Origin of the sequence: Paenibacillus rhizovicinus (assembly GCF_010365285.1) — a bacterium.
GTDB classification, from domain to species: Bacteria; Bacillota; Bacilli; order Paenibacillales; family Paenibacillaceae; genus Paenibacillus_Z; species Paenibacillus_Z rhizovicinus.
Map to the genome: position 1 here is coordinate 6,134,104 of NZ_CP048286.1, position 25,172 is coordinate 6,159,275.

The window sequence follows — 25,172 nt, forward strand, 5'->3', positions numbered from 1 at the left end:
AAGCAGGTTGCGAAGACGTGAAAATTATGAACGTGGAATTTGTTATTAGCGCCGTAAGGCCAGATCAATATCCGGAAGATGCCTTGCCAGAGTTTGCTCTGGCAGGGCGTTCTAATGTCGGGAAATCCTCGCTGATCAATAAGATGATCATGCGCAAAGGATTGGCGCGCACCAGTGCGCAGCCGGGCAAGACGCAGCAGCTCAATTATTATCGCGTCAACGGACGCGTGTATTTAGTCGATTTTCCCGGTTACGGGTATGCGAAAGTGTCCAAGGTGCAGCGTCAGCAATTCGGAACGATGATCGAAACTTTCCTCGGCGATCGCAAGCCCCTCCGAATGGTACTGCTTATCGTCGATATCCGGCATGCTCCGTCCAAGGACGACATTCTGATGTACGATTGGCTGAAACATTACGAAATTCCTGTTTGCGTCGTTACGACGAAGGCGGACAAGATTCCGAAGAGCCAGTGGCCGAAGCATGTGAAGATGATCAAGCAGGAGCTTGGCTTCCATCCCGAGGACAGGCATGTGCTGTTCTCGTCCGAAACGGGGCTTGGCCGCGAAGAACTGTGGGACCTCATCAATGAAGTCATCGAAGAAACAAACGAAGAACAGGAAGAAACCGAAGAAGTTTCAATCGAATAGCGAGGATAATGCAAGAAAGCACGGACTCATTGTGAAATCTCCTTAATTATTCAGAAATATGCGAGAATATCGCGGCTGGGCGGCAGGAATAAAAGACCTCGATCGGGTATAATATACCTAAGCAGTGGATTTACAAACGCGTTACTTAAAGAATTGAGGAGATTTTTATGGCTCAGCGGATAGCCACAGAGTATGTCAATGCTTCTCTGCAATTAACGGCTGAAGAGATGGCGGGATTTGTCCGGTTCTTCGAAGACCAGCACATCAAGCATCAAGTGCGGGTATTGGAAAACGGCAATCACGAGATGGTTCTCGAGGACGACGCAGGACGAGAAGAGGTCCGCTTAACTTTCGAGCGTCAGCAAGATCAGTTTATCAGCTTGCTTTCCTGCCGAATCATGCACCCCAAATTGACGAATGCCATGCGTAAAGCCGTGGCCGCGTTCCGAGGCGACGCAGTCGTTAATCGCATTTATCCGAACTATACGATGACGTACCACTACGTCCAAGGTAATGTTCGCAAAATTGTAGAAAACAAAAACAATGAAGCGAAGGTGATCTTCGAGTTCAAGGACACGATCGGCCAGCTTGAAGCGGCTTTTCTTGCCATGAACGTCGAGAATGAAATCAAAGCCGTACAGGGCGCGATTGATCAGCTGCTTGATCTGCGCAACCAATGCAGCGACCGTACGCATACCGCTATAATCGACGCACGTTTAGCCTCATATACTAGGCAGTTGTTCATGCTGGAAGCATGATCAGAACATTGCCTCAGCCATTATTCGAAAGCCGCATTCCATGCGGCTTTTTTATTTGTTTTCCACGATATGGACGAACACAGAAACGGATCGAGCTACATACCCTTATAATTGGAGTTTACGGTTCGTTCTCCTAACTTTTCGGGTTAAAAAAAACTATTGCAATTATCCGCAATAGATGGTATTTTTATTTTCGTTGCAAAGAATATTAGGAACCAGGATTCACTCAGGACATGGGAATGTTGCGAGAGGAAAGTCCCTCGGGCAGTGAATGACGTAGGTCCTAGCGGATGAAATTACTAAACATTTTATTCCTAGGAAGGGGGAACCGAAAGATGGAATACTCAACTTTCGGAAGACACGTAGCTGTTGACACATGGGGTGTGGATTTTGACCTGCTCAACAATGCGGAATTTTTACAAGCCCAAATGGTAGAGGCGGCTGAAGCTTGCGGCGCTACCGTACTCTCAGTGCAAGCCCAACAATTTGAACCACAAGGGGCAACTGTACTCGTACTGCTGTCCGAAAGTCATCTTTCCATTCACACGTATCCTGAGAGAGGCTTCGCTGCTCTTGATTGTTATACTTGTGGAGAAACAGTGGATCCGCAGCTTGCGATCGACTACATGATGTCTGTTTTGAAACCGAAAATGATGCATGCTAAGAAGCTTGTCCGCGGCATGGGTGAATTACAAGTCGTAGAAGCAGATATGAAGCAAGCCGAGCTTGTGTAGCATTTTTTAATAATGAGTAATGAAGGCCGCGGCTCTCGTTCGCGGTCTTTTTGTATGCAAATTCAATGCTTGAAAACGGATGACGCGATTTCAAACAATTTTCATAATTGCAGGGGTACAGGTTATTGAAACGTGCTATACTAAGTGATGGAAATCAAGATGAAGGGCAGGTGAACGCACATGCACATTATCGTTGTCGGACTGAATTATCGGACGGCCCCGGTTGAGGTTAGGGAACGCTTTACATTCGCAGATCGGGATTTGCCCGAAGCGCTGAAGCAGCTTAAACAAACCAAGAGCATTATGGAATGTGTCATTGTAGCGACCTGTAACCGTACGGAACTCTATGCTGTCGTAGATCGTCCGACACTGTGCGGCCACTACATTCGCAGCTTCATGGAGAAATGGTTCGGAACGCCGAGACAGCAATTTACCTCGGATCTATATATGTACGAAGACGAGCGGGCGATTGAGCATCTGTTCCGCGTTACTTGCGGATTGGATTCCATGGTCATCGGAGAAACGCAGATTCTCGGTCAAGTGAAGAACGCGTTCCTGATGGCGCAGGAGAACAAAACGACGGGAACGCTGTTCAATTCCATCTTCAAGCAGGCAGTGACGCTTGCGAAGAAAGCCCACTCCGATACGGCAGTCGGCGAAGCGGCAGTTTCGGTCAGCTATGCGGCCGTTGAGCTTGGCAAACGGATATTCGGACAGTTCGGCGGCAAGACGGTCATGATCGTCGGAGCCGGCAAGATGAGCGAACTGACGGCGAAACACTTGTACGCCAGCGGCGTGGAACGCGTATTCGTCGTGAATCGGACCTACGATCGTGCGGTACAGCTCGCAGATAAATTTAACGGAACGCCGCTTAACATGACAGAAGCCATCGCGCGTCTTCATGAGACGGATATTGTGATCAGTTCGACAGGCTCGGACGGTTACGTGCTGATGCGCGAACAGGTGGATGCGGCGATGCGCAAACGCAAATCCCGTCCGTTATTCATGATCGACATCGCGGTTCCGCGGGACTTGGATCCTGGCATCGCGGCTGTAGAGAACGTGTTTCTGTACGATATCGATGATCTCGAGGGCATCGTCGAAAGCAACATGGAGCAGCGTCGCCAGGAAGCGGCGAAGATCGAGACGTTCATCGAAGCCGAACTGGAAGCCTATCGCCAATGGTACAAGACGCTTGGCGTAGCGCCGCTTATTCAAGCGCTGCAAACGAAAGCTTCCTCGATCCATGCGGAAACGATGGGCAGTCTGGCTAACAAGCTGCCTGATTTGAGCGATCGCGAGCTCAAGATCATCCATAAACTGACGAAGAGCATCGTAAACCAAATGATGCATGATCCGATTTTGCGGATTAAGGAAATGTCCGGCGAGAAGCACGCGGATCAAGCGATGGACATGTTTGTGAAATTATTCGCACTAGAGGAAGAAGTCGAGCAGGCGGAGCAGAAGGCAGTAACCGCGAAGCCTTCCGTGCGCACGGAATCGTCTTCGGCAGCGGAATCCAAGCCGAAGCTTGGGAAAGGCGCGTTCCCGGCCCTTTTGACCTAAATCAGCCTAGGTGGCATAGGCGAGCAGTACCACTCAATACGAAGGGGAAACTCGTATAAGGTACGACCAGCCTGGCAGTTTGCGGAGGCGGCTATGGTTACTCACAATTGGTTCTATGATGGAATACTGTATGTTTACGCCCTGAGCCTCCTGTTTTACTTCTCGGATTTCGTTGATCGAAACCGGCAAGCGAAACAAGTGGGAACAGGGCTGCTTATTTTCGTCTGGGTGCTGCAAACGGGTTTTCTTGTACATCGCATTATTTCCCATTTGGACATGACGCTCATGACGTTATTTGAATACCTGCTCATATTCTCTTGGCTGCTTATCACGATTTCATTAGCGATGAGCCGTTTTTTTCGAATGGAATTCATCGTATTCTTCGTCAATGTGATTGGGTTTGCGGTCTTAACGGTCAATTTGTTCCGCATCGGGTCAGGCGCGTCGCTTGCCAGATGGGAACTTGCGCACGATATGCTGATCGTTCATATCGCCCTTATGATTCTGGCTTATACGGCTTTCACGATCAGTGCGATCTTCTCCGGCATGTATCTGTTTCTGTTCGCGCGGCTGAAAGGCAAGCAGTGGACGAAACGGATGCAGCGACTTCCGAGTCTCGATGCGGCGGACCGGTTTATGTTTCGCGTCTCCTTGATCGGTACGCCGCTGCTTATGCTGTCTCTGGCGATTGCCGTAACGTCCATTCTCGTCGAAGGGCGCTATAGCTTGCTGCTCGATTGGAAAGTCGTGGTTTCTTTCGTCGCGCTCGGCTTATATATTTGGAACGTCATGAAGCATCAATGGTTTGATGGAACCGGCTTGAAGTTCGCGAGGGTCAACTTGCTCTGCTATGCTGTTCTGCTATTGAATGTTTTTACGAACCAAGCCTCTAATTTTCACGGCTGGTCGTAACGCGGAGATCGACTTTGCGGGGGAGGGACGGCTGTGGCGGCTTATTATCCGATCATGGTGAGGCTGTCCGGCAAACGCTGCGTCGTCGTTGGCGGCGGTACGGTGGCCGAACGGAAAGTCGCGGCGCTTCTTGAAGGGGGCGCCGATGAAGTGATTGTCGTTTCGCCCCATGCGACGGCCAACTTGGAAGAGCTGGCCGCAATAGGTTGTATTGCGCTTTGGCGCAGGGAATACCAAGAACAAGATAGCGAAGGAGCCTTCCTGCTGATCGCAGCCACGAACGACCGGCAGCTGAACAGCGGGATTGCCGCATATGCGGACTCAAGAGGCCTGCTCGTCAATACGGCCGATCTTGGCGAAACGGGGAGTTTTATCACCCCCTCTGTCGTGAGGCGGGGCGAGCTTGTCATCGCTTTGACGACAGGCGGCGCTAGTCCAGCCTTAACGGCGCTCCTCAAACGGCGGCTCGCGGAACAATATGGACCGGCATACGGGGCGTTCATCGATCGGCTGCATGCACTGCGCAAGCGGGTATTGGCCGAGGTCGGGGATTCGGAGCTGCGCGCCGCCGTTCTTCGGCTTGCCGCCGAGGAACTGCCAACGGAGCCGGGGCAAGAAACGATCGAAGGCGGCGGAGGGAAGGTTGCCGATGCAGCTTCCGATTTCGAAATCGAACAATGGATGATCAGGCTGCTGCAGGCGGCTGAGAGGGGACGTTGAATCATGTCGTATATCGTAAACGGACGGAGAGTTATCGTCGTTGGAACAAGGCAAAGCGCGCTCGCGCTGACGCAAACCGGACAAGTCATCGATCAATTGAAGGCGCTGAGCGAGACTCACGGACTGCCGTATGATTTTGAAATTCGCAAAATTGTTACCAAAGGCGACCGGATTCTGGACGTGACGCTGTCGAAGGTCGGAGGCAAAGGATTGTTCGTCAAAGAAATCGAACAGGCCTTGTTCGACGGCGAGATCGATCTGGCCGTCCACAGCATGAAGGATATGCCCTACGAGCTGCCGGAAGGTTTGATGAACGGCGCAGTGCCGAAGCGCGTCGATCCGAGGGATTGCCTGATTACGGCCGGCGGCATCGCATTCGCGGACTTGCCGCAAGGCGCGAAAGTCGGTACGAGCAGCCTTCGCCGCTCCAGCCAGCTTATGCATGCGCGGCCTGACCTGCAAATCGAGTCGATTCGCGGCAATATCGATTCCCGCATCAAGAAGCTGGAGACGGAAGGCTTCGATGCGATCGTGCTGGCGGCTGCCGGATTGCACCGAATGGGGTGGGACGAGAAAGTTTCATCCTTCCTGTCCGAGGAGCTCTGCGTACCGGCAGTGGGACAAGGGGCGCTCGGTATCGAGTGCCGCGAGGACGATGCCGACGTTCGTCACCTGCTATCGCTGCTCAACGATGATGCGACCGCGCTGACTGTTGCGGCCGAACGCAGTTTCCTCGGCGCGCTGAACGGCGGCTGCCAAATTCCGATCGGCGCACATGCGAAGCTTGTCGATGAGGGCGGTCAAGCGAACGGCGAGGCACTGATCGAGCTTACGGGCATCGTCGGTTCGCCGGACGGAACCGTGCTTCTGAAAGAAACGGTTCGCGGACTTAATCCCGAATCACTTGGCGTAGAAGTCGCGAATTTGTTGAAAGCCAAAGGAGCGGACCGCATTCTGGCGGAAGTGAGAGGATGATCGATTTGCATACGGGGAAAAGCAAAGGGAAGGTCTACTTGGTCGGAGCGGGGCCGGGCGATCCGAAGCTGATTACGCTTCGCGGCATGGAATGCATCGCCGCTTGCGACGTCATCGTATATGACAGGCTGGCAAGTCCGCGCCTGTTGCGGTATTTGAAGCCGGGAACAGAGAAGATTTACGTCGGCAAGCTGCCTGACCGTCACACGATGAAGCAGGAAGACATTAATCAACTGCTTGTCGATTTGGCGCTGCAAGGGAAAATCGTCACGCGTCTCAAAGGCGGCGATCCGACGATATTCGGCCGCGTCGGCGAAGAAGCCGAACTGCTGCATCAGCATGACATCGAATTCGACATCGTGCCGGGGATTACGTCCGCCATCGCCGTTCCGGCCTATGCAGGCATTCCGGTCACGCATAGAGACTTGGCTTCTTCCTTATCCATCATAACCGGACATGAAAGTCCGGATAAGCTCGACTATTCGATCCATTGGGATAAAGTGACGCTGGCTACCGGCACGCTTGTATTCCTGATGGGCGTAGCTAAAATCGGCTATATCGCCGAACAGCTCATGAACAACGGCAAGCCGGCGAATACGCCCGTCGCACTGATTCGCTGGGGCACGCGCGTTGAACAGCGTACGGTGACGGGAACGCTCGAAACGATCGAGGCGATCGTGAAAGCAGCGGATTTCAAGCCGCCGGCTGTTATCGTCGTCGGGGACGTCGTGCTGCAGCGCGAGAAGCTGAACTGGTATGAGCGCAAACCGCTATTCGGTACGCGCGTGCTCGTGACGCGGGCTCGTGCGCAAAGCAGCGACCTGAGCGAGCGGATCGAAGCGCTTGGCGGCGAGCCTTGCGAATTCCCGGTTATCGAAACGCGGCCTGCTTCGCAGCCGGATGCGGTTGCGGAGCTTGAGGCGGCGCTTGCGGACGCCGAACGGTATGATTGGTTAATGTTCACGAGCGTGAACGGCGTCGATTATTTCTTCGAATCGATCAAGAAGCTGCGCATCGATATCCGCAAGTTTCATCGCGCGCGCATCGCGGCAGTCGGACCGAAGACGGCGGAAGCGCTGGAGAAACGCGGCTTGGCCGTTGATGTGCTGCCGGTGAAGTTTCAAGCGGAAGATCTGCTCGTCAGCTTGTACGACCAGTTGGAGCCAGGTCAGCGCGTGCTGCTGCCTAGAGGCGACTTGGCGCGCGAAGTTCTGCCGCGCGAGTTGAAGGCTCGCGGCTTGGAGCCTGTTGAAATCGACGTGTACGAGACCGTCATCGCGCAGGATCAAGACGAAGAAGTGCTGGAGCATCTGCGAAGCGGCGGCATTCACGTGATTACGTTCGCCAGCTCGTCCACGGTGACGAATCTGCTGGAAGTTCTGCGCCGTATGGGTGTCGAACAGCCGTTAGAGCTTCTGAAAGGCATCGATATTGCTTGCATAGGTCCTGTCACTGCCAAAACAGCTGTCGAGGCAGGCTTGACCGTTACGATACAACCCGAGGATGCAACGATCGACGGGCTCATAGACGCTATTGCCGAGTCCCGTTTGGCGCATCGAAATGAAATAGGAGGCGTTTAAACCATGGCTTTTCCAATCACAAGACACCGCCGGCTGCGGAGAACGGCCGCAATGCGCAGTCTCGTTCGCGAAACGCAGCTGAGCGTAGATGATTTGATTTATCCGCTCTTCATTACGCATGGCACGAACACGAAAACCGAAATTGCTTCGATGCCCGGCGTGTACCAGCTGTCAATCGATATGCTGAAGGCTGAAATCGACGCGATCGTGGCGTCCGGCTTGAAAGCAGTGCTGCTGTTCGGCCTGCCGGCCACCAAGGATGCGATCGGAACGTCGGCGTTCGAAGACGACGGCATCGTACAGCAAGCGACGCGCGCGATCAAGGAATGGGCGCCGAATCTGCTGGTTGTCGCAGATACATGCTTGTGCGAATTTACGGATCACGGCCACTGCGGCATGATCCATCATGACCCGCGTACGGGCAACGCCGAAATCGACAATGATTCGTCGCTTGAGATCCTCGTCAGGACGGCGGTATCGCAGGCGCGCGCAGGGGCTGATATTATCGCCCCGTCGAACATGATGGACGGCTTCGTCGGCGCGATCCGCGAAGGACTGGATGCGGCGGGCTTCGAGATGGTGCCGATCATGTCTTATTCCGTGAAGTACGCTTCCGCCTACTACGGCCCCTTCCGGGAAGCCGCGGATTCCGCACCGCAATTCGGCGACCGCAAATCATACCAGATGGACCCGGCCAACGCCCGCGAAGCGCTTCGCGAAGCGGAGTCGGACGTCCTCGAAGGCGCGGATATGCTGATGGTCAAGCCTGCGCTTGCTTACATGGACCTCATTCGCACACTGAAGGATCAATACGATCTGCCTCTTGTAGCGTACAACGTCAGCGCGGAATACTCGATGGTGAAGGCAGCCGCCGCGAACGGCTGGATCGACGAGCGCTCCATCGTATTGGAAACCTTGACGGGCATGAAGCGCGCAGGCGCGGATATTATCATTACTTATCATGCGCTCGATGCAGCACGCTGGCTGCGCGGCGAATAATTCGCCGGCTAATCGGAAATAACGCAAGCAGGCCCACAATTACAGACAGGCAGGTGTCCATCAATCATGATCGATAACAATCGCAAACGGTCGGACGAGCGGTCCAAAGCCGCCTTCGCGAAAGCGAAAACGGTGATTCCAGGCGGTGTCAATTCGCCGGTCCGCGCGTTCAAATCCGTCGGCCTCACCCCTGTATACATGGAACGCGGCGAAGGATACCGCGTCTTCGATATCGACGGCAACAGCTATATCGACTATGTCGCCTCCTGGGGACCGCTTATTATGGGCCATGCCCATCCGGAAGTCATTGAAGCGATCAAGAAAACCGCGGAGAAAGGCACGAGCTTCGGCGCGCCGACCGAATTGGAAACGCTGATGGCGGAGCTTGTCTGCTCGCGCGTGCCGTCGGTCGAAGTCGTGCGCATGGTCAATTCCGGCACGGAAGCGACGATGAGCGCGCTTCGCCTTGCGCGCGGCTACACGAAGCGCAGCAAGATTTTGAAATTCGAAGGTTCGTATCACGGCCATGCCGACAGTCTGCTGATCAAAGCCGGCTCCGGCGTCGCAACGCTGGGCCTGCCCGACAGCCCAGGAGTACCGGAAAGCATAGCTTCGCATACGATCACGGTTCCTTATAACGATCTGGAGTCGGTGAAATTTGCCTTCGAACGCTTCGGCGAAGAGATTGCTTGCATTATCGTCGAGCCGGTAGCCGGCAACATGGGTGTCGTTCCGCCGCTGCCCGGCTTCCTGCAAGGCTTGCGGGACGTGACGACGCAATACGGCAGCCTGCTTATCTTCGATGAGGTTATGACCGGCTTCCGCGTCAACTATCATTGCGCGCAAGGACTTTACGGCATTACCCCTGACCTGACCTGCCTCGGCAAAGTCATTGGCGGAGGCCTGCCGGTGGGCGCTTACGGCGGCAAACGCGAATTCATGGAAATGATGGCGCCGAGCGGACCGATCTATCAAGCGGGCACATTGTCCGGCAATCCGCTGGCTATGGCGGCCGGCTATACGACGCTCAGCCTGCTGACGCCGGAAACGTACGAACAGATGGAGCGGATGTCCGTTCGCCTGCAGCTCGGTTTCGAAGCGAATGCGACGAAGCACGGCATCGCCAGCACGATTAACCGCGTTGGCTCCATGGTGTGCCCGTTCTTTACGGACACGCATGTCATCAATTACGAAACGGCCAAGACAGCCGATCTGGAGCGGTTCAAAGCGTATTTCGGCTCCATGCTCGACCTTGGCATCAGCGTAGCTCCATCGCAGTTCGAAGGCATGTTCGTATCGGGCATCCACGACGAAGCGGCGATCGACGCGACAATCGAGGCGCACGACGAGGCGCTGCGGCGTCTATAGAACATATAGACCAGAACGTTATAGCAAGTACGGGAGATGACTGAGCATGATCCATGATCATCAAGCGCTGCCCTATGAGCGGGACGGAGAGTGGCTGTCGCTATCCAGCGAAGAACTGCTTCGTTTCGCCCATGCCGCAGGCATAGCTGCTTCTCCGATCGAGGCCGGGAGCCATCCGCATCATGTGCGGATTTGGCTGCTGGCCCTTGGTTTATTTCCGGAGAAATGGCTGAACCGGCTGTTTTCGGTCGGAGGCATTCAGTTCGAAGAAGGCGTCATCCGGTTGAAGACGTTTCTGCCCGGGGACCCTGGGAAGGACGCTGCATACCGCATGGCGCAAATGGCACTGGCGGACGGGCAAGCCAGCCTGGCCAATCCAGCAGCGACCCAAGGTAAACCAGCAACGCCCCAGGCCAAACCAGCAGCAACCCAAGCAGCTCAACCATCTCAGCCTACCTATACAGAACAAGCAGAGGCTCTCTTTCGGGACGATTGGTGCCTGGTGATGAACAAGCCGGCCGGGATGCCTGTCCATCCTTCGGCGCCTGGACAACGAGGAACGCTGGACGAAGCGGCCGTTCGAGACGGGATCCTTCATGGAGATCTGCAGCCGGCCAAACATATTCATCGGCTGGATGACGATACGGCAGGGCCTGTCTTGTATGCGCGCAACGAGCTGGCGCAGCTGCGGCTGGACGAAGCGATGCGCGAGAAAACGATCGGCAGGCAGTATGCCGCCATTATCCATGGCGTACTGAAACAGCGGACAGGCACCGTGAACGCGCCGATCGGAAAAGACCGCCATCACCGTTCCAGACGCAGAGTGACCCCGGACGGCGATCACGCGGTGACGCATTACGAGACCGTCGAGGTCTACAAGGATGCTTCGCTTGTGCGCGTATGGCTGGAAACGGGCAGAACGCATCAAATTCGCGTCCATATGAGCAATCTCGGTCATCCGCTCATCGGAGACACGCTCTACGGCGGCCGCGACGCGATACTGCGCCACCAGGCGCTGCGCGGCGAGCAGCTTTCCTTCCGGCACCCGTGGAGAAGCCGCGAAATGACGTTAACGGCACCCGAGCCTGCTTGGTTCAGTGAAGTCCGGCGCCGCCTCGCTTCCCTGTGAAAATCGTAGTCATGCCTGCCCACCCCTTGCCATATAGATAAATAGGCAAGATGAAACGGCTGGCGCCTATTAGGCTGGCGTCTGCAAGTTTCATCCCATAGAAATATAAGCAAAGTATGAGTGAACTTATACTTTCTTGTATTTGAAGAAGCTGGATTCAAGCTTTTTATGAGGGGAAAGGAGGACGACTAACGTGCCAAGCCAGTCAAACGGTTTGCGATTTGATATTTACGAGCGGGTTCATTTGCCAGATGAAGTGGCGGCGATCGACGAGCTGGATGAAATCGAGCTCGTTCCCCGCATTGGCATCGTACAACAAGACGAGCAGGTTCTGCTGAAGGGGCATCTTTTGCTGACGGGGGTATACCGGTCGGAAGAGCAGCCGCTGTCGGAGCAGGCTCTGGAGCATTGGATTCCAGTCGAAATCACGCTGCCGCTCAATCGGATTCACCGGTTGGACGACATTTCCGTGGAGATCGACAACTTCGACGTGGATGTATTGTCGACGAGGACGCTCAACATTACGGGCGTATTGTCGCTGTTCGGCATTGAAATCGAGCAGCCCAGTTCGCAGGCGGATTGGCAGCGGGAAGAGCCTTATACGGTCGTTCACAGCAGGGGAGACGAAGAATATCAATCCGAAGCGCCGCCGTTCTTCGCGGGTCAGCCGGAGGCGCAGCCGTTCTTTGCCCAGCCGCCGCAGGAACAGCCGCCATTCTTTACGCCGCCGCAAGAGCAGCCGTCGTTCTGGCAGGAAGAGCAGCAGCGCGAAGCGGCGGAACGGGAGGCGCAGCGCGCTTTAGCCGCCCAGGTAGAGGCTGAGGAAGCGCGCGAAGCGTTAGCCCGCGCCGCGAGATCAAGAGAGCAGGAACTGCTTGCGATTGCCCAGCAGGAGGTTGCCCGTCAAGAGGCGGCGAGACAGGAAGCGGTTCGTCAAGAAGCCGCTCTCCTGGAAGCGGCAAGGCAAGAAGCGGCCTTCGAGCAAGCGACGCGTCAGGAAGCCGCTCAAGGCGCGGAACGCGAAGCCTTCCAGGGCGTCGAGCAGCAGGACTTCGCCCAGCCGGAGGCGCAAGCGCTCCAATCGGAAGCGGCGCCGCCTGCTGCCGAAGAGGCGGCGTCGGAATCCGCTTCCTTCGCCCAGTCCGAGCTCGAGCCGTCAATCCGGCAGCAAGCGGTGCCTCCGTCGGTTAACGCTTCGGAATCCGTGCAGACCTTCGGCGAAGTATCCGTGCAGGATGCCGAAGAACGCAAGGAAATCCGCGTCGCATTGGCCGGCAAGCCTGCCGAGGACGACGCCGCGCAGCAAGGCGCCGGCAACGTCAGCTTCAGGTCCCTGCTGCAGTCGAGCCGGCGCGAGCAGGAAGCCAAAGCGGCAGCCGAGCTGCATGCGGAGCGCGAAGCTGCGCAGAGCCGCCGTACTTCGGGCGACGAAATCGAGTGGAAGAACCTGCTGCGGCCGAGCGAAGATAACGCCTTCCGCAAAATGCGCATCTGCATCGTGCAGCGCGAGGAAACGCTTGACCTCATCGCAGGCCGGTATCAGCTGCAGGCGCGGGAGATCGCGCTTTACAACCGGCTTAACGATCAAAGCGTCAGCGAAGGCCAAGTGTTGTACATCCCTTGACGCGGGACAGGACGGGCGCAAACAAAGCCCGGATAAGCTTGCCGGAGCCTCTGAGAGGCTATCCGGCAGGCTTTTTTAACGTTCATGGAAGGCTTTATATCGAATTCATTTCCATAATTGCGTAAAACGCCAGGGAGAAGCCCATTGGGATTGACGATTATAAATCAAAACGTGTATGATAGAAAAAATAAGGCAATAATTATTTTAAATGACGTTGATGGGGAAGAGTGGCAGGAATACCTTCAGAGAGCGGAACCGATTGCGCTGTGAGGTTCTGCAGGAATATACTGTGACTGGTCGCCCCTGAGTCGCTGGAATGAAGCGAATTCCTTCGCGTAGTTCGGCCGGCAGCAGCCGTTATCTGTTAATAAGTTGTCGAATCGGCGCAGACCGTCGTTTCGGAACAAAGGTGGTACCGCGGAAGCCAGAACCTTTCGTCCTTTGCTATAAGGGCGAGAGGTTTATTTTTTTTTCGATTTACGAGGGGAAACGGTTTTCGATTAGCGATCAACGACCGGTCATGCGCGATTCGCGTCAGGAACCGGATGAGGACATATTATGGAGGTAGGAACTGACATGTCGCAGAAACAAACGATGACTGAAATGCCGACGACCTATGACCCTAAGGCCGCGGAATCCAAATGGTATCCTTACTGGATGGAGGGCAAGTTTTTCGAAGCGGGCAAGCGCCCGGATGCCGAGACGTACACGATCGTTATACCGCCGCCGAACGTCACGGGGATGCTGCACATCGGGCATGCGCTCGATTTTACGCTGCAGGATATTTTGATTCGGGCGAAACGGATGCAAGGCTTTGACACGTTGTGGCTTCCGGGTACGGACCACGCCGGCATCGCGACGCAGACGAAGGTTGAACAGAAGCTGCGCGAAGAAGGATTGTCCCGGTACGATCTGGGCCGCGAGAAGTTTCTGGAGAAGGTGTGGGAGTGGAAGGACAGCTACGCTGCGACCATTCATGAGCAATGGGCCAAAATGGGCTTCTCGCTCGATTACTCGCGCGAACGCTTCACGCTGGACGAAGGTCTCTCCCGCGCCGTTCGCGAAGTTTTCGTACGTCTCTACGAGAAGGGCTTAATCTACCGCGGCAAGAAGATTATCAACTGGGATCCGGCGGCTCGCACGGCGCTCTCGGATATCGAGGTTGAACATAAAGAAGTCAACGGACATCTGTACCATCTGCAATATCCGCTGAAGAACGGTTCCGGTTTCATTACGGTCGCTACGACCCGTCCGGAAACGATGCTCGGCGATACGGCGGTTGCGGTACATCCGGAAGACGAGCGCTACAAGCACCTGATCGGCGAAATGATCGTACTGCCGATTATCGGCCGGGAAATCCCGATTATCGGCGACGAATACGTCGAGAAGGAATTCGGCTCCGGCGCCGTCAAAATTACGCCTGCGCACGATCCGAACGACTTCGAGGTCGGCCTTCGCCATCAGCTGCCGCAAATCGTCGTCATGGACGAAAGCGGCACGATGAACGCGGAAGCCGGACCCTATAACGGCATGGACCGCGCGGATTGCCGCAAGCGCATCGTAGCGGATATGCAAGCCAGCGGGGTTTGCATCAAAATCGAAGACCATGTCCATCAAGTCGGACACAGCGAGCGCAGCGGCGCGGTCGTCGAGCCTTACTTGTCGACGCAATGGTTCGTCGACATGAAACCGCTGGCTGATGCGGCGATCGAGGCGCAGAAGAGCGGCAAAGGCGTTAATTTCGTACCGGATCGGTTCGATAAAACGTATCTGCAATGGATCGAAAACGTACGCGACTGGTGTATTTCCCGCCAGCTCTGGTGGGGTCACCGCATTCCGGCTTGGTATTGCGACGCTTGCGGCGCGATGCATGTCGAGCGCGAGGACCAAACGGCGTGTTCGGCTTGCGGAAGCGAATCGCTCCGTCAAGACGAAGACGTGCTCGACACCTGGTTCAGCTCAGGTCTATGGCCGTTCTCCACGCTTGGCTGGCCGGAACAAACGGAAGATCTGAAACGCTTCTACCCGACCGATGTCCTGGTTACGGGTTACGATATTATTTACTTCTGGGTTGCCCGGATGATCTTCACCGCCATCGAATTCACGGATGAAATTCCGTTCAAAGACGTTCTGATGCATGGTCTCGTTCGCGACGAGAACGGCAAGAAAATGTCCAAATCGCTCGGAAACGGCGTCGATCCGCTGGAAGTGATCGAGAAATACGGCGCGGATGCCATGCGTTATATGATTTCCACGAGCAGCACGCCGGGCCAGGATTTGCGTTTCCGCTGGGAGCGGGTCGAGCAAGCGCGCAACTTCGCCAACAAGATCTGGAACGCGTCGCGCTTTGCGCTGATGAACTTGGAAGGCGTGACAGCAGCCGACATCGACATCAACGTGAAGCTTGGCACTGCCGACCGCTGGATCCTGCATCGCCTGAATGCGGCGGTTGCGGACACGACGCGGCTGATCGACAGCTACGATTTCGGCGAAACGGGCCGCGTCCTGTACAATTTCATCTGGGATGACTTGTGCGACTGGTACATCGAGTTCGCGAAGCTGAACCTGAACGGCACGGATGCCGAGGCGAAACGCGCGACGCAATCGGTCCTCGCTTATGTCCTGGACCGCACGCAGCGCCTGATCCACCCGTTCATGCCGTTTATCAGCGAAGAGATTTGGCAGCATCTGCCGCATGAAGGCGAAACGATCACGCTCGCGCCATGGCCGGCATACGATGCGGCGTTCGAAGCGCCGGATGCCGTTGCCGAGATGGAACTGCTGATGGAAATGATCCGTTCCGTTCGGAATATTCGCGCCGAAGTGAACGTGCCGATGAGCAAGAAGATCGAATTGCAAATCAAACCGTCCGGCGCGAACGAAGCGGCCATTCTTGCCCGCAACGAAGAGTTCATCGTTCGTTTCTGCGGCACGTCGAAGCTGGACATCAGCCTCGATCTGACGGCTCCCGACAAAGCGATGACAGCGATCGTAACAGGTGCCGAGATGTACCTGCCGCTAGCAGGCCTGATCGACATTGCGCAGGAGATCGCCCGCCTGGAGAAAGAAATCCAGCATCTGGACAACGAGGTCCAGCGCGTGGAGAAGAAGCTCGCCAACGAGGGCTTCGTTGCCAAAGCGCCAGCGAAGGTCATCGAAGAAGAAAAAGCGAAAATGGCCGACTATGCCGATAAGCGCGATAAAGTTAATGCGCGGATCGCGGAATTGAGAGGCTAACCTAATGAGCGAACAACAACAGAATCAAGAAGTGAAGCCGTTCTCGACGTACGAAGAAGCGCGGCTGTGGATCGAGGGGCTGATTCCGTTCGGAATTCGCCCCGGCATGGAACGGATCGAGAAGCTGATGGAGATGACGGGACACCCGGAACGCCGGCTTAAATTCATTCACGTGGCCGGCACGAACGGCAAAGGCTCCGTATGCGCCTACTTGACCAGCGTATTGATCCGCTGCGGTTATGACGTGGGGACGTTTACGTCCCCATACATCACGAAATTCACGAACCGGTTCCAATATAACGGCATGGATATTCCCGAAGAGACGCTGATGGCGCTTGCGAACCGGCTGAAGCCGCTTTGCGATGAGATTGCGGCCACGGACCTCGGCTCGCCTTCCATGTTCGAAGTGTCGACGGCACTGGCGATCCTGTATTACGGCACCGTGTCCTATCCGGATTTCGTCGTGTGGGAAACCGGTCTTGGCGGCCGCTTGGACGTGACGAACATCGTCACGCCGCTCGTTTCGGTCATTACGAACGTCGGTCACGATCATATGGATATTTTGGGCGACTCCCTCGAAGAAATCGCAGCCGAGAAAGCCGGCATCATTAAGCCGGGCATGCCTGTCGTCACTGCGGTCAGCCAGCCGGAGGTAGCGGCCATTATCCGCGAAACCGCGCAAGCGAAGAAAAGCTCGCTTTATATGCTCGGCGATCAGTTTCATGAAGTCACGACGCATGTCCAGGAGAATGAGCAGACCTTCCGTTTCGACGGCATCTTCCGTTCCATCGACGAGCTGACCATTACGCTGAACGGCGCGCACCAGCGGACCAACGCGGCTGTAGCCGTCATGACGCTTGAAGTGATGCGGCAGTATTACGCGCTGATACTGGAAGACGAGGATTTGCGCGAAGGGCTGCGCAGCGCCGCATGGCCCGGCCGTCTGGAAATGATCGGGGATTCCCCGCGCATTCTGGTCGATGGCGCCCATAATCCCGAAGGCGCGGAGATGCTCGCTGCGGCGTTAAAAGAGACGTATTCGTACGAGCGTCTTCACCTTATGATCGGGATGCTGGCGAATAAGAATCATCGCGATGCCTTGCGGCATATACTACCTCTAGTGAATACGCTTGTCGTGACGGAAGCGGATTTCCGCAAGGCTTTGCCTGCCGCCGATTTGGCTTCCCTCGTTCAAGAGCTTCGCGAGGAAGCTGGGTATTCTTTCGAGCTCATCGTGGAACCGGATTGGAAGAAGGCGCTGGAACGTCTGCAGATGTCGACCAGCAAGGCGGATTTGGCGGTCGTCACCGGCACCCTCTATTTGATTGCCGACGTCCGCTCCCAATTGCTTTACAATAAGGATTCTGAAAAAGGTTGGTGAACCGTCTTTGAATACAGCAGAACACGTTCATTTCATCGGAATCGGCGGTTACGGCATGAGCGCAATCGCGCGTGTCATGCTGGAGATGGGGTATAAGGTGACCGGCTCCGACGTTGCCCGGCAGGAATTGACTGAGAAGCTGGCGGCGAAAGGCGCGCGCATCTACATCGGCCACGAGCCGGAGCATGTTGCCGGAGCGGATCTCGTCGTTTATTCGACGGCATTGTCCCGGGACAACGTGGAGCGCAAAGCGGCGGAGGACCTGAAGATTCCGATATTGCACCGTGCTCAGATGCTCGCAAGGCTGATGAATAACGGGAAAGGCGTCGCCGTTGCAGGCGCGCACGGCAAGACGACGACCTCGTCGATGATTGCGCTCGTTATGGAAACGTGCAAGCTTGATCCGACGTTCATTATCGGCGGAGAGATCGTGAATGTCGGCACCAACGCAAAAGCAGGCAAGGGCGAATACGTTGTGGCGGAAGCGGACGAGAGCGACGGTTCCTTCCTGCAGTACCACCCGACGATCGCGATCGTAACGAACATCGAACCGGATCATCTCGAAAATTATGACGGTGACTTCAATAAATTGAAAACGGCTTATGTACAGTTCCTAAGCCAGGTAAAGCAAGGCGGAAGCGCGATCGTCTGCGCGGACGACGAGAACATCCAGGAAATGCTGCCCCAATTAGTGTCCGGACCACTAGGCGATAAAGGCGTGCTGTCTTACGGCATCGATCACGAGGCCGTATATCGTGCCAGCAACATCGAGCTGGGAGACCGGAAGGTTTCGTTCGATATGACGAAGCAAGGCCGGCTGCTCGGACGAATCGGCCTCTCGGTACCGGGACGCCATAACGTGTACAATGCGATGGCGACGGTCATTACATGTCTGGAAGCGGGCATTCCGTTCGCGTCCATCGCTGAAGCGATCGTTGATTTCCGCGGTGCGAAACGGCGGTTTCAAGTGTTGGGCGAAGTGAACGATATTCTTGTCATCGACGATTACGCCCATCATCCGACGGAAATTCAAGCGACGATCAGCGCAGCCAAGTCTACGGGCAAACGGATCATCGCCGTCTTCCAGCCGCAGCGTTACACGCGAACGTTCTTCCTGCTGGAGCAGTTCAGCCGCGCGTTCCCGGAAGCGGACGAAGTGTTGATTACGGATATTTATTCGCCGGCGGGCGAGCAGCAGATCGAGGGCGTCAATTCGAAGCGGCTTGTCGAGCTCATTATCAAGAACAGCAACGCAAACACTTCGTATTATCCGACGAAGGAAGAAGTGCTTGAGGTGTTGACCGAACGGGTAAAGCCCGGCGATCTCGTCATTACGATGGGGGCGGGCGACATCTGGAAAGTGGCCGACGCGCTCGCGAAGACGCTTCGCGCAAAAGCATGATATAATGCTAGGTAAAAGGCCGTTGTCCCGGATTCGGGACAACGGCCTTATTTATTTCCGCCTTATGCCTGAAAGACGCCGACTGACAAACAAGCCGTAAAATCCCTGGTGGGTATTTTACGGCTTGTTGTTCGGTTAATCGTCTTGCTTGTCTTTACCGTTTCCGGATCCTTGGCCTTGGCTGCCGCTGTTCTCTTTGCCGCCGCCTTGCTCTTGTTGGCCGCCTTGTTCTTTGCCGCCGCCTTGCTCTTGTTGGCCGCCTTGCTCTTGCTTGCCGCCTTGCTCTTGCTTGCCGCCTTGTTCTTGCTTGCCGCCTTGCTCTTGTTGGCCTCCTTGTTCTTGACGACCGCCTTGACCAGCGCCGCCGCCTTGACCAGCGCCGCCGCCTTGGCCAGCACCGCCGCCTTGACCGGCACCGCCGCCTTGACCGGCACCGCCGCCTTGACCGGCACCGCCGCCTTGGCCGGCACCGCCGCCTTGACCGGCGCCGCCGCCTTGACCAGCGCCGCCGCCTTGACCAGCGCCGCCGCCTTGACCGGCGCCGCCGCCTTGACCGGCGCCGCCGCCTTGACCGGCGCTGCCGCCTTGGCCAGCGCCGCCGCCTTGGCCAGCACCGCGACCTTTAGCGCCGCCAGCGCCGCGGCCTTTAGCGTTGCCGATTATTTTTCCGTGGCCTCTGCTCATGCCTTTGCTTTTTGTCCGCATTTGCATCGCTTTTTTGGTGTGGTACGCATAGACGACCGATTTGAACGTTCGAGGATCAACCGAGCCCGTGGCCGGAAGACCGTGTTTCTTCTGATAGTACTTTACGCCGCGTACCGTCAGATCGTTGTAATTACCGTCGATTGGTCCGGAATAGCTCCCAAGCGACTTCAGCATCCCTTGGATGACGTATACATCCGGTCCGTGCGCCCCTTTGCCGATGGCGGAACTGACGTTTGGCATGCCCAATAGCAGCACGAGTGCTAGCATCGCAATTCCCAGCAGTTTGCTTGCTTTGCGCAAGCCCCACGATTTTCGTTCAGAAGCTTGATGGATTTCTTTCATTACAACAAGACACCTGCCTTAATAAGTATGTGCCGCATTTGCCGCCGACCTTACTATACCCCTCGGGTTTTCCAATATACGAAGTCATACCCTGATATTCACATCCAAAAAAAACCATTCATAGGCCTGAATACTAGAACGAGAGGAGATCAATGAATAGCATCTCCTACTGTACATCGCTCCTGCATCGCTCCTACCTCCAATTGCTGCAACTGCGTCCGGCTTCATATGCGGGAGTCGATACATACGTATTGGTTTGTGTCAATAAGTTTACATCCGGTTAAATTAAGCGGTCTCACCCGTCTATTCGCCTTCAAAAGCGGTGCCGTTGTTACGATATTAAGAAGTGAGAATACGATTGCTAGCCGGTCAGCGATGCTGCTATCGGCGGAGCGAAGGGCGGAATCGTTATGTTCAAAGATCTGATTTTAAATTTTTTCATCATTTTGATGTTTGTATTATATATCGAGCCTTTCTTCATCAAACGGCGTCAAGAATCTCGGGAATCGGAATGGAAAGATAAACTGCTGGTCGGCGTGGTACATGGCTTGTTGGCCGCTTTGCTGACTGTATTTAGCGTCGTCGTTTCTCTCAGCGTCACGCTGAATTTTCGCGCGAATGCCTACTTGCTGGCTTCATTCTTCGGCGGGACGTTTGCTTCGGTGATCGTCTCGTTGTTCTCGCTGACAATCCGTCAATTGATGTACGGCAACTTGGATCCCTTTCAAGTGGCGATTTCCCTCGTATCGGCATTCGGAACGGGCGCATTCATGTCCCGTTTCCATGGCTATTGGCAGAAATGGGTGGCCGGCACCTTATTTATTCAAGGTTTCTATTACGGCACTTCGTGGCTGTTCGGTTATATCCGATTGAGCGATGTCGCCGCATACTTTGCGTACCAATGGATCGTTGCCTTGTTCGGCGCGATTTTGCTGCAATATATGCTTCGCGTGAATGCTTACAAGGTGATGGCTAAGGAGATGGAGGCCGAAATGGCCGACATGCTGCAGTTGCATCCAGGGTTCGTGTTCAAATTCCATAAGCATAGAGGACGATTCGTATACGTGCTGGTTGAAGGGGAACTAGCCAAGCAGCTAGGCAAGCTTTCAGCGGATTTTAACGGGAAAACCATGGAAGACATTTTCGGAGGAAGACCCGAAACGATGGAAATGCTTACCTCCTATTACGAGCGGGCCTGGAACGGAGAAACCGTCCATCACGAGATCGAAATCGCGGACAGGCACGTGCTTGTAACGATGCGTCCCCAATGGAGCAAGGGCATGATTCGAGATGTTATCGGTTGCGGCGTCGATATCACCGATTACAAGAAAAGATTAGAGTCGGAGAAGGCCAATCGGGAGAAGAGCGAATTCTTGGCGCGGATGAGCCATGAAATCCGAACGCCGCTCAACGGCATTATCGGACTTTCCTCGCTGCTTCAGGAAACCGAGCAGACTGCGGTCCAGCGCGATTATATCGAGAAGATCGATTCGTCTTCGAAAGTTCTGCTGCAAACGATCAACAACGTCCTCGATTTTGCCAAGATCGAAGCCGGGAAAATCGGCGTGGAACAAACCGAGTTTCAACTGGAAGAGGTCATGAAACGAATCGCGAACACCGTCAGCTCCGCGGTAGGCAATAAGCCGATCGAATTGATTATCAAGACGGACATGAACCTTCCGCTCGTTGTAATCGGAGATCCGCACAAAATCCAGCAGATTCTTATGAACCTGATCGCCAATGCGGTCAAGTTTACGGAATCCGGCCATGTCCTTGTTCAGGCGGAGCTGGTCGTCGGCCGTTCGGACTTTGCAGTCGTCAGATTTGCGGTGGAGGATTCGGGGATCGGCATTTCCGAGGCGCATTCGAACCGCTTATTCACGCCCTTCTTCCAAGGGGATAGCTCGACCAGCCGCAAGTATGGCGGTTCAGGTCTGGGATTGGTCATCTGCAAGCTGCTTGTCGAGGCGATGGGCGGAAGTCTTGAATTGAAGAGCGAAGCGGGTACGGGAACCCGTGTCGCGTTTACGATCCCTTTCCGGCTGCCGGAGCAGGAAACGAAGATGGAGTTGCAGACTCCCGTCATCGTTTATCTCTATCTGTCGCATCCGCTCCTGGAAGAGGCGATCAGCAGCATGTTAACTTCTCTCGGCCATGAGGTCCGGCAGGTCGCCTCGTTCGCTGAACTAAGGAATTTCCTGCTGGACGGGCAAGGCGCGTACATCATCGTAGACGCGGTCGAAAGCGGACCGTTCCGCTTCGCCGAAGAAGCCGCTTTTCTGAAGAACAGCGATGCCAAGATCATTGCGCTCACGACGCTGCAGAACAGGGCGATAGCGCCCTTGCTGCAAGAGATGGACCATGTATTGATTAAGCCTGTCAGCCGATTGGGGCTTCGCGAGGCGTTAGAAACGGTTAGCGGAGCCGTGAGGACGGCCAGGAGATCAGACAGCCTTGCCGCGTTGCGGGAGGCGGAATGGCCATCTCTCAGAATCGCCGTGGCGGAGGACAATGAAATCAACCAAATCGTCACGCGCGGTCAGCTCGAGCGAAGAGGGTACGCCGTCGAGATGGCGGAGAACGGGATCGAACTGCTCGCTTTGCTGGAACGAGCCGAATTCGATTTGATCTTCATGGACCTGCATATGCCGGAAATGGACGGAATGGCGACTACGGCGGCCATAAGAGCGAATCGCCGCTATGACGATTTGCCGATTATCGCTTTGACGGCGGACGCGCAGGTGGAGACCCATGAGCGCTGCCTGGCAGCGGGAATGAACGGAATCCTCACCAAACCGATCGAGGAGGAGCAGCTGGACGCGTTGCTTTTGCGGTGGAAGAAAGAATAAAGGCGCATAAACGGCAGCAATTGCGGGACAATCAAACACTTTCCCAACAAAATAACAGAAATCGAACTTTTTCATAGGAAATTTCCAAACATTTCTTCGATATGATAAAGCTGCAACTAGAAGAGGAAGGGTGGATGCCATGCATGGACATGCATGCTGCGCAAGTCAAATCGCCAATTACCGAAATCGACAAGACGGCCGGAGGGAAATCATGAACCTCCTTGATTACTACAGGGACGCCTTCGTTGAAGCGACAAGCAAATTCGAGCCGGTCTGGGAACAAGAATTCAAGAGCGGCAGCGAGTACCAATGGGTGAAACGGAACTACCCGTACACGGAACGGTTTCAACTGTTAGAGCAAGTGGACGCCCACCCCAAGATTTCGTTTTCCATCGAACTTCCGGAGCAATACATGAATACGTCTCTGATCGAGGAAGTAGCCAATAGCTCATCTCGGTTCGACTTATTTATTTCATCCGGTTCTTCCGGCTGCAAGAAAATGTTCTTGAGCGCCGTCATTTCAGTGGATCATTTGCAGCATACGGTCATGGGCCATCTTCATCAGGTGCGCAGCGAGATTCTGAGTCTCCTGGAGATGACGATCGAGATACCGATGAACGCCGGAGGGCCGACGTACGACTGCAAACCCAATACCGATTAGGAGCTGAGAGAGAAAAATGAAGGTTTCCATGCGCATCAAGTTATTGGCTAGCTTTTCGTTGATTCTTATTTTACTGGTTACCGTAGCCTTTATATCAATTGTCAAAATGAATGCCTTACAGACGTCCGTCTCTGTCGTACAAGGAAATTGGCTGCCTAGCATTCAAAAAATCAATGAAGTGAAAGATAATTTCTCCGCCATTCAGATCAGCGCTTACAATGCGGCGCTTCAGCAGGATTCCGCCAAGTTTAACGAAGCGAAACGATTGATAGGCAACAATATCGATGTCTTGAACCAGAATTTGTCCGAATATGAACAGCTGATCATTTCTCCGACGGAACGTACGATTTACGATGCGGTCGTCCGGAACACCAAGAACTATTCGGATCTAGTCTCGGGCATTTCAGAGACGCAATCGAACGCGGAGAGATTAACGACGATAGACAATGCGAAAGCGGCAATCAAGCAAGTCTCGGATGGGTTAACGAAATGGATCGATTTTAACAATGACGGCTCCGAAGCGGAAGTGGAAAAAGCGCATCAGAGCAACCAAGACGGAAGAACGTTGATCATCGCGTTCGGTATCGTGGCGGTTCTTGCGGGACTAGCCCTTGCTGTCTTCATTTCGGAAAGCGTCGTTCGGGCGATCCGCAAGATCGTCGACGTCGCGATTAAAGTGTCGCAAGGCGATTTGCGCGAGAAGACAGCCGTCAAGAGCAGGGACGAAATCGGTGAACTTGCTGCCGCGTTCAATACGATGATCGATAATTTACGCAAGCTGATCGGGCAGACGCTGGATTCCGCGCAAAGTGCAGCAGCGGCTGCCCAGCAAATCTCCGCGACGACGGAGGAAATCGCAAAAGGCAGTACAGACCAAGCGGAATCGGCGCAAACCATCAATGAGCTCGTCAGAGAAATGTCGATTGCCTCTTCCAACGTCGCGAATAATGCGACAACCGTGGCGGGGATTTCCGATGAGACGCGCCGCGGCGCGGAGAAAGGCGCGGAAGCGATCCATTCTTCCATCCAAAGCATGGAGCGCGTCTCTGGCCAAATGCAGCTGCTGGAACAGGATTCGCACAAAATCGGTCAGATCATCGAAGTCATCAACGAGATTGCCGAGCAAACGAACCTGCTTGCATTGAATGCCGCGATCGAGGCTGCGAGAGCGGGGGACCAGGGCCGCGGATTCGCCGTCGTCGCCGACGAAGTGCGGAAACTGGCGGAACGCAGCGGCGAGGCGACCAAGCAAATTGCAACCATTATTAAAGGCATGCAGAACAATACGGTTCAAAGCGTGAAAGCGGTCGAAGAGGCATCGGCGCTGTCGTCGAGCACGGGACGCACGTTCGAGCATATCGTTCGCATGGTTTCGGATACGGCGTCCCGCATCCAGGAAATCGCCGCAGCAAGCGAAGAGCAGTCGGCTCAGACAGGCGATGTGATGCATGCCGTAGAGACGATCGCTTCGTCCAGTGAAGAAGCAGCCGCAGCTGCCGAAGAGATGGCAAGTTCATCGCAGGCGCTTGCCCATCTGGCAGACGAGCTTAATCAAAATGTCGCTGTTTTTAAAGTATAAGAGG

The 25,172-nt window shown here is 54.9% G+C and carries 19 protein-coding genes and 1 other annotated feature; of the genes, 18 read left to right on the forward strand and 1 reads right to left on the reverse strand.

Annotation, left to right across the window (positions count from 1 at the left end; all coding sequences use genetic code 11):
- The first annotated feature begins 17 nt into the window (after positions 1-17).
- From yihA to murC, 15 genes are all read left to right on the forward strand, one after another.
- Positions 18-647: a ribosome biogenesis GTP-binding protein YihA/YsxC gene (gene yihA / locus GZH47_RS27355; protein ID WP_162644137.1), complete on the forward strand. Its 630-nt coding sequence runs from the start codon at positions 18-20 to the stop codon at positions 645-647.
- A gap of 167 nt (positions 648-814) precedes the next feature.
- Positions 815-1,405: a non-ribosomal peptide synthetase module gene (locus GZH47_RS27360; RefSeq protein ID WP_162644138.1), complete on the forward strand. Its 591-nt coding sequence runs from the start codon at positions 815-817 to the stop codon at positions 1,403-1,405.
- A gap of 335 nt (positions 1,406-1,740) precedes the next feature.
- Positions 1,741-2,139 carry an adenosylmethionine decarboxylase gene (gene speD, locus GZH47_RS27365; protein WP_162644139.1) on the forward strand — a complete coding sequence of 133 codons (399 nt, stop codon included), beginning with the start codon at positions 1,741-1,743 and terminating at the stop codon, positions 2,137-2,139.
- 180 nt (positions 2,140-2,319) lie between these two features.
- Positions 2,320-3,705, forward strand: a complete 1,386-nt coding sequence (hemA, locus tag GZH47_RS27370) for a glutamyl-tRNA reductase (protein WP_162644140.1) — start codon at positions 2,320-2,322, stop codon at positions 3,703-3,705.
- A gap of 93 nt (positions 3,706-3,798) precedes the next feature.
- Positions 3,799-4,617: a cytochrome c biogenesis protein CcsA gene (ccsA, locus tag GZH47_RS27375; protein WP_162644141.1), complete on the forward strand. Its 819-nt coding sequence runs from the start codon at positions 3,799-3,801 to the stop codon at positions 4,615-4,617.
- Between the two features lie 33 nt (positions 4,618-4,650).
- On the forward strand, positions 4,651-5,337 hold the full coding sequence (locus GZH47_RS27380) for a precorrin-2 dehydrogenase/sirohydrochlorin ferrochelatase family protein (protein WP_162644142.1): 687 nt from the start codon (positions 4,651-4,653) through the stop codon (positions 5,335-5,337).
- A 3-nt stretch (positions 5,338-5,340) separates the two neighbouring features.
- Complete coding sequence (gene hemC / locus GZH47_RS27385; RefSeq protein WP_162644143.1) at positions 5,341-6,312, forward strand: hydroxymethylbilane synthase; 972 nt, start codon at positions 5,341-5,343, stop codon at positions 6,310-6,312.
- Positions 6,309-7,892, forward strand: a complete 1,584-nt coding sequence (gene cobA, locus GZH47_RS27390) for a uroporphyrinogen-III C-methyltransferase (RefSeq protein ID WP_162644144.1) — start codon at positions 6,309-6,311, stop codon at positions 7,890-7,892. The genes hemC and cobA overlap by 4 nt, the downstream gene beginning before the upstream one ends.
- 3 nt (positions 7,893-7,895) lie before the next feature.
- Positions 7,896-8,891, forward strand: a complete 996-nt coding sequence (gene hemB, locus GZH47_RS27395; RefSeq protein ID WP_162644145.1) for a porphobilinogen synthase — start codon at positions 7,896-7,898, stop codon at positions 8,889-8,891.
- Positions 8,892-8,957: 66 nt separating this feature from the next.
- Positions 8,958-10,259 (forward strand): glutamate-1-semialdehyde 2,1-aminomutase, encoded by a 1,302-nt coding sequence (gene hemL, locus GZH47_RS27400; RefSeq protein WP_192043548.1) that lies wholly within the window; start codon positions 8,958-8,960, stop codon positions 10,257-10,259.
- Positions 10,260-10,305: 46 nt separating this feature from the next.
- The gene (locus GZH47_RS27405; protein WP_162644146.1) at positions 10,306-11,388 is read left to right on the forward strand and encodes an RluA family pseudouridine synthase; all 1,083 of its coding nucleotides are present in this window, start codon (positions 10,306-10,308) and stop codon (positions 11,386-11,388) included.
- Between the two features lie 193 nt (positions 11,389-11,581).
- On the forward strand, positions 11,582-13,012 hold the full coding sequence (locus GZH47_RS27410) for a LysM peptidoglycan-binding domain-containing protein (protein ID WP_162644147.1): 1,431 nt from the start codon (positions 11,582-11,584) through the stop codon (positions 13,010-13,012).
- A 205-nt stretch (positions 13,013-13,217) separates the two neighbouring features.
- Positions 13,218-13,457 (forward strand) — a binding site (T-box leader).
- A 131-nt stretch (positions 13,458-13,588) separates the two neighbouring features.
- Positions 13,589-16,249, forward strand: a complete 2,661-nt coding sequence (locus GZH47_RS27415) for a valine--tRNA ligase (protein ID WP_225446242.1) — start codon at positions 13,589-13,591, stop codon at positions 16,247-16,249.
- Positions 16,250-16,253: 4 nt separating this feature from the next.
- Positions 16,254-17,630, forward strand: a complete 1,377-nt coding sequence (locus tag GZH47_RS27420) for a bifunctional folylpolyglutamate synthase/dihydrofolate synthase (RefSeq protein ID WP_162644149.1) — start codon at positions 16,254-16,256, stop codon at positions 17,628-17,630.
- A 7-nt stretch (positions 17,631-17,637) separates the two neighbouring features.
- Positions 17,638-19,032 (forward strand): UDP-N-acetylmuramate--L-alanine ligase, encoded by a 1,395-nt coding sequence (murC, locus tag GZH47_RS27425; protein ID WP_162644150.1) that lies wholly within the window; start codon positions 17,638-17,640, stop codon positions 19,030-19,032.
- A 135-nt stretch (positions 19,033-19,167) separates the two neighbouring features.
- On the opposite strand, the gene GZH47_RS27430 is transcribed toward murC, so the two are convergent.
- A complete protein-coding gene (locus GZH47_RS27430) occupies positions 19,168-20,079 on the reverse strand; it encodes a peptidoglycan-binding domain-containing protein (RefSeq protein WP_162644151.1) in 912 nt (303 codons plus the stop codon).
- Between the two features lie 410 nt (positions 20,080-20,489).
- Between GZH47_RS27430 and GZH47_RS27435 the strand changes: the two genes are divergently transcribed.
- From GZH47_RS27435 to GZH47_RS27445, 3 genes are all read left to right on the forward strand, one after another.
- On the forward strand, positions 20,490-22,928 hold the full coding sequence (locus tag GZH47_RS27435) for an ATP-binding protein (protein WP_162644152.1): 2,439 nt from the start codon (positions 20,490-20,492) through the stop codon (positions 22,926-22,928).
- 211 nt (positions 22,929-23,139) lie between these two features.
- Positions 23,140-23,589 (forward strand): hypothetical protein, encoded by a 450-nt coding sequence (locus GZH47_RS27440; RefSeq protein ID WP_162644153.1) that lies wholly within the window; start codon positions 23,140-23,142, stop codon positions 23,587-23,589.
- A gap of 16 nt (positions 23,590-23,605) precedes the next feature.
- Positions 23,606-25,168, forward strand: coding sequence for a methyl-accepting chemotaxis protein (locus tag GZH47_RS27445; RefSeq protein WP_162644154.1), 1,563 nt, complete (start codon positions 23,606-23,608; stop codon positions 25,166-25,168).
- Positions 25,169-25,172 lie beyond the last annotated feature (4 nt).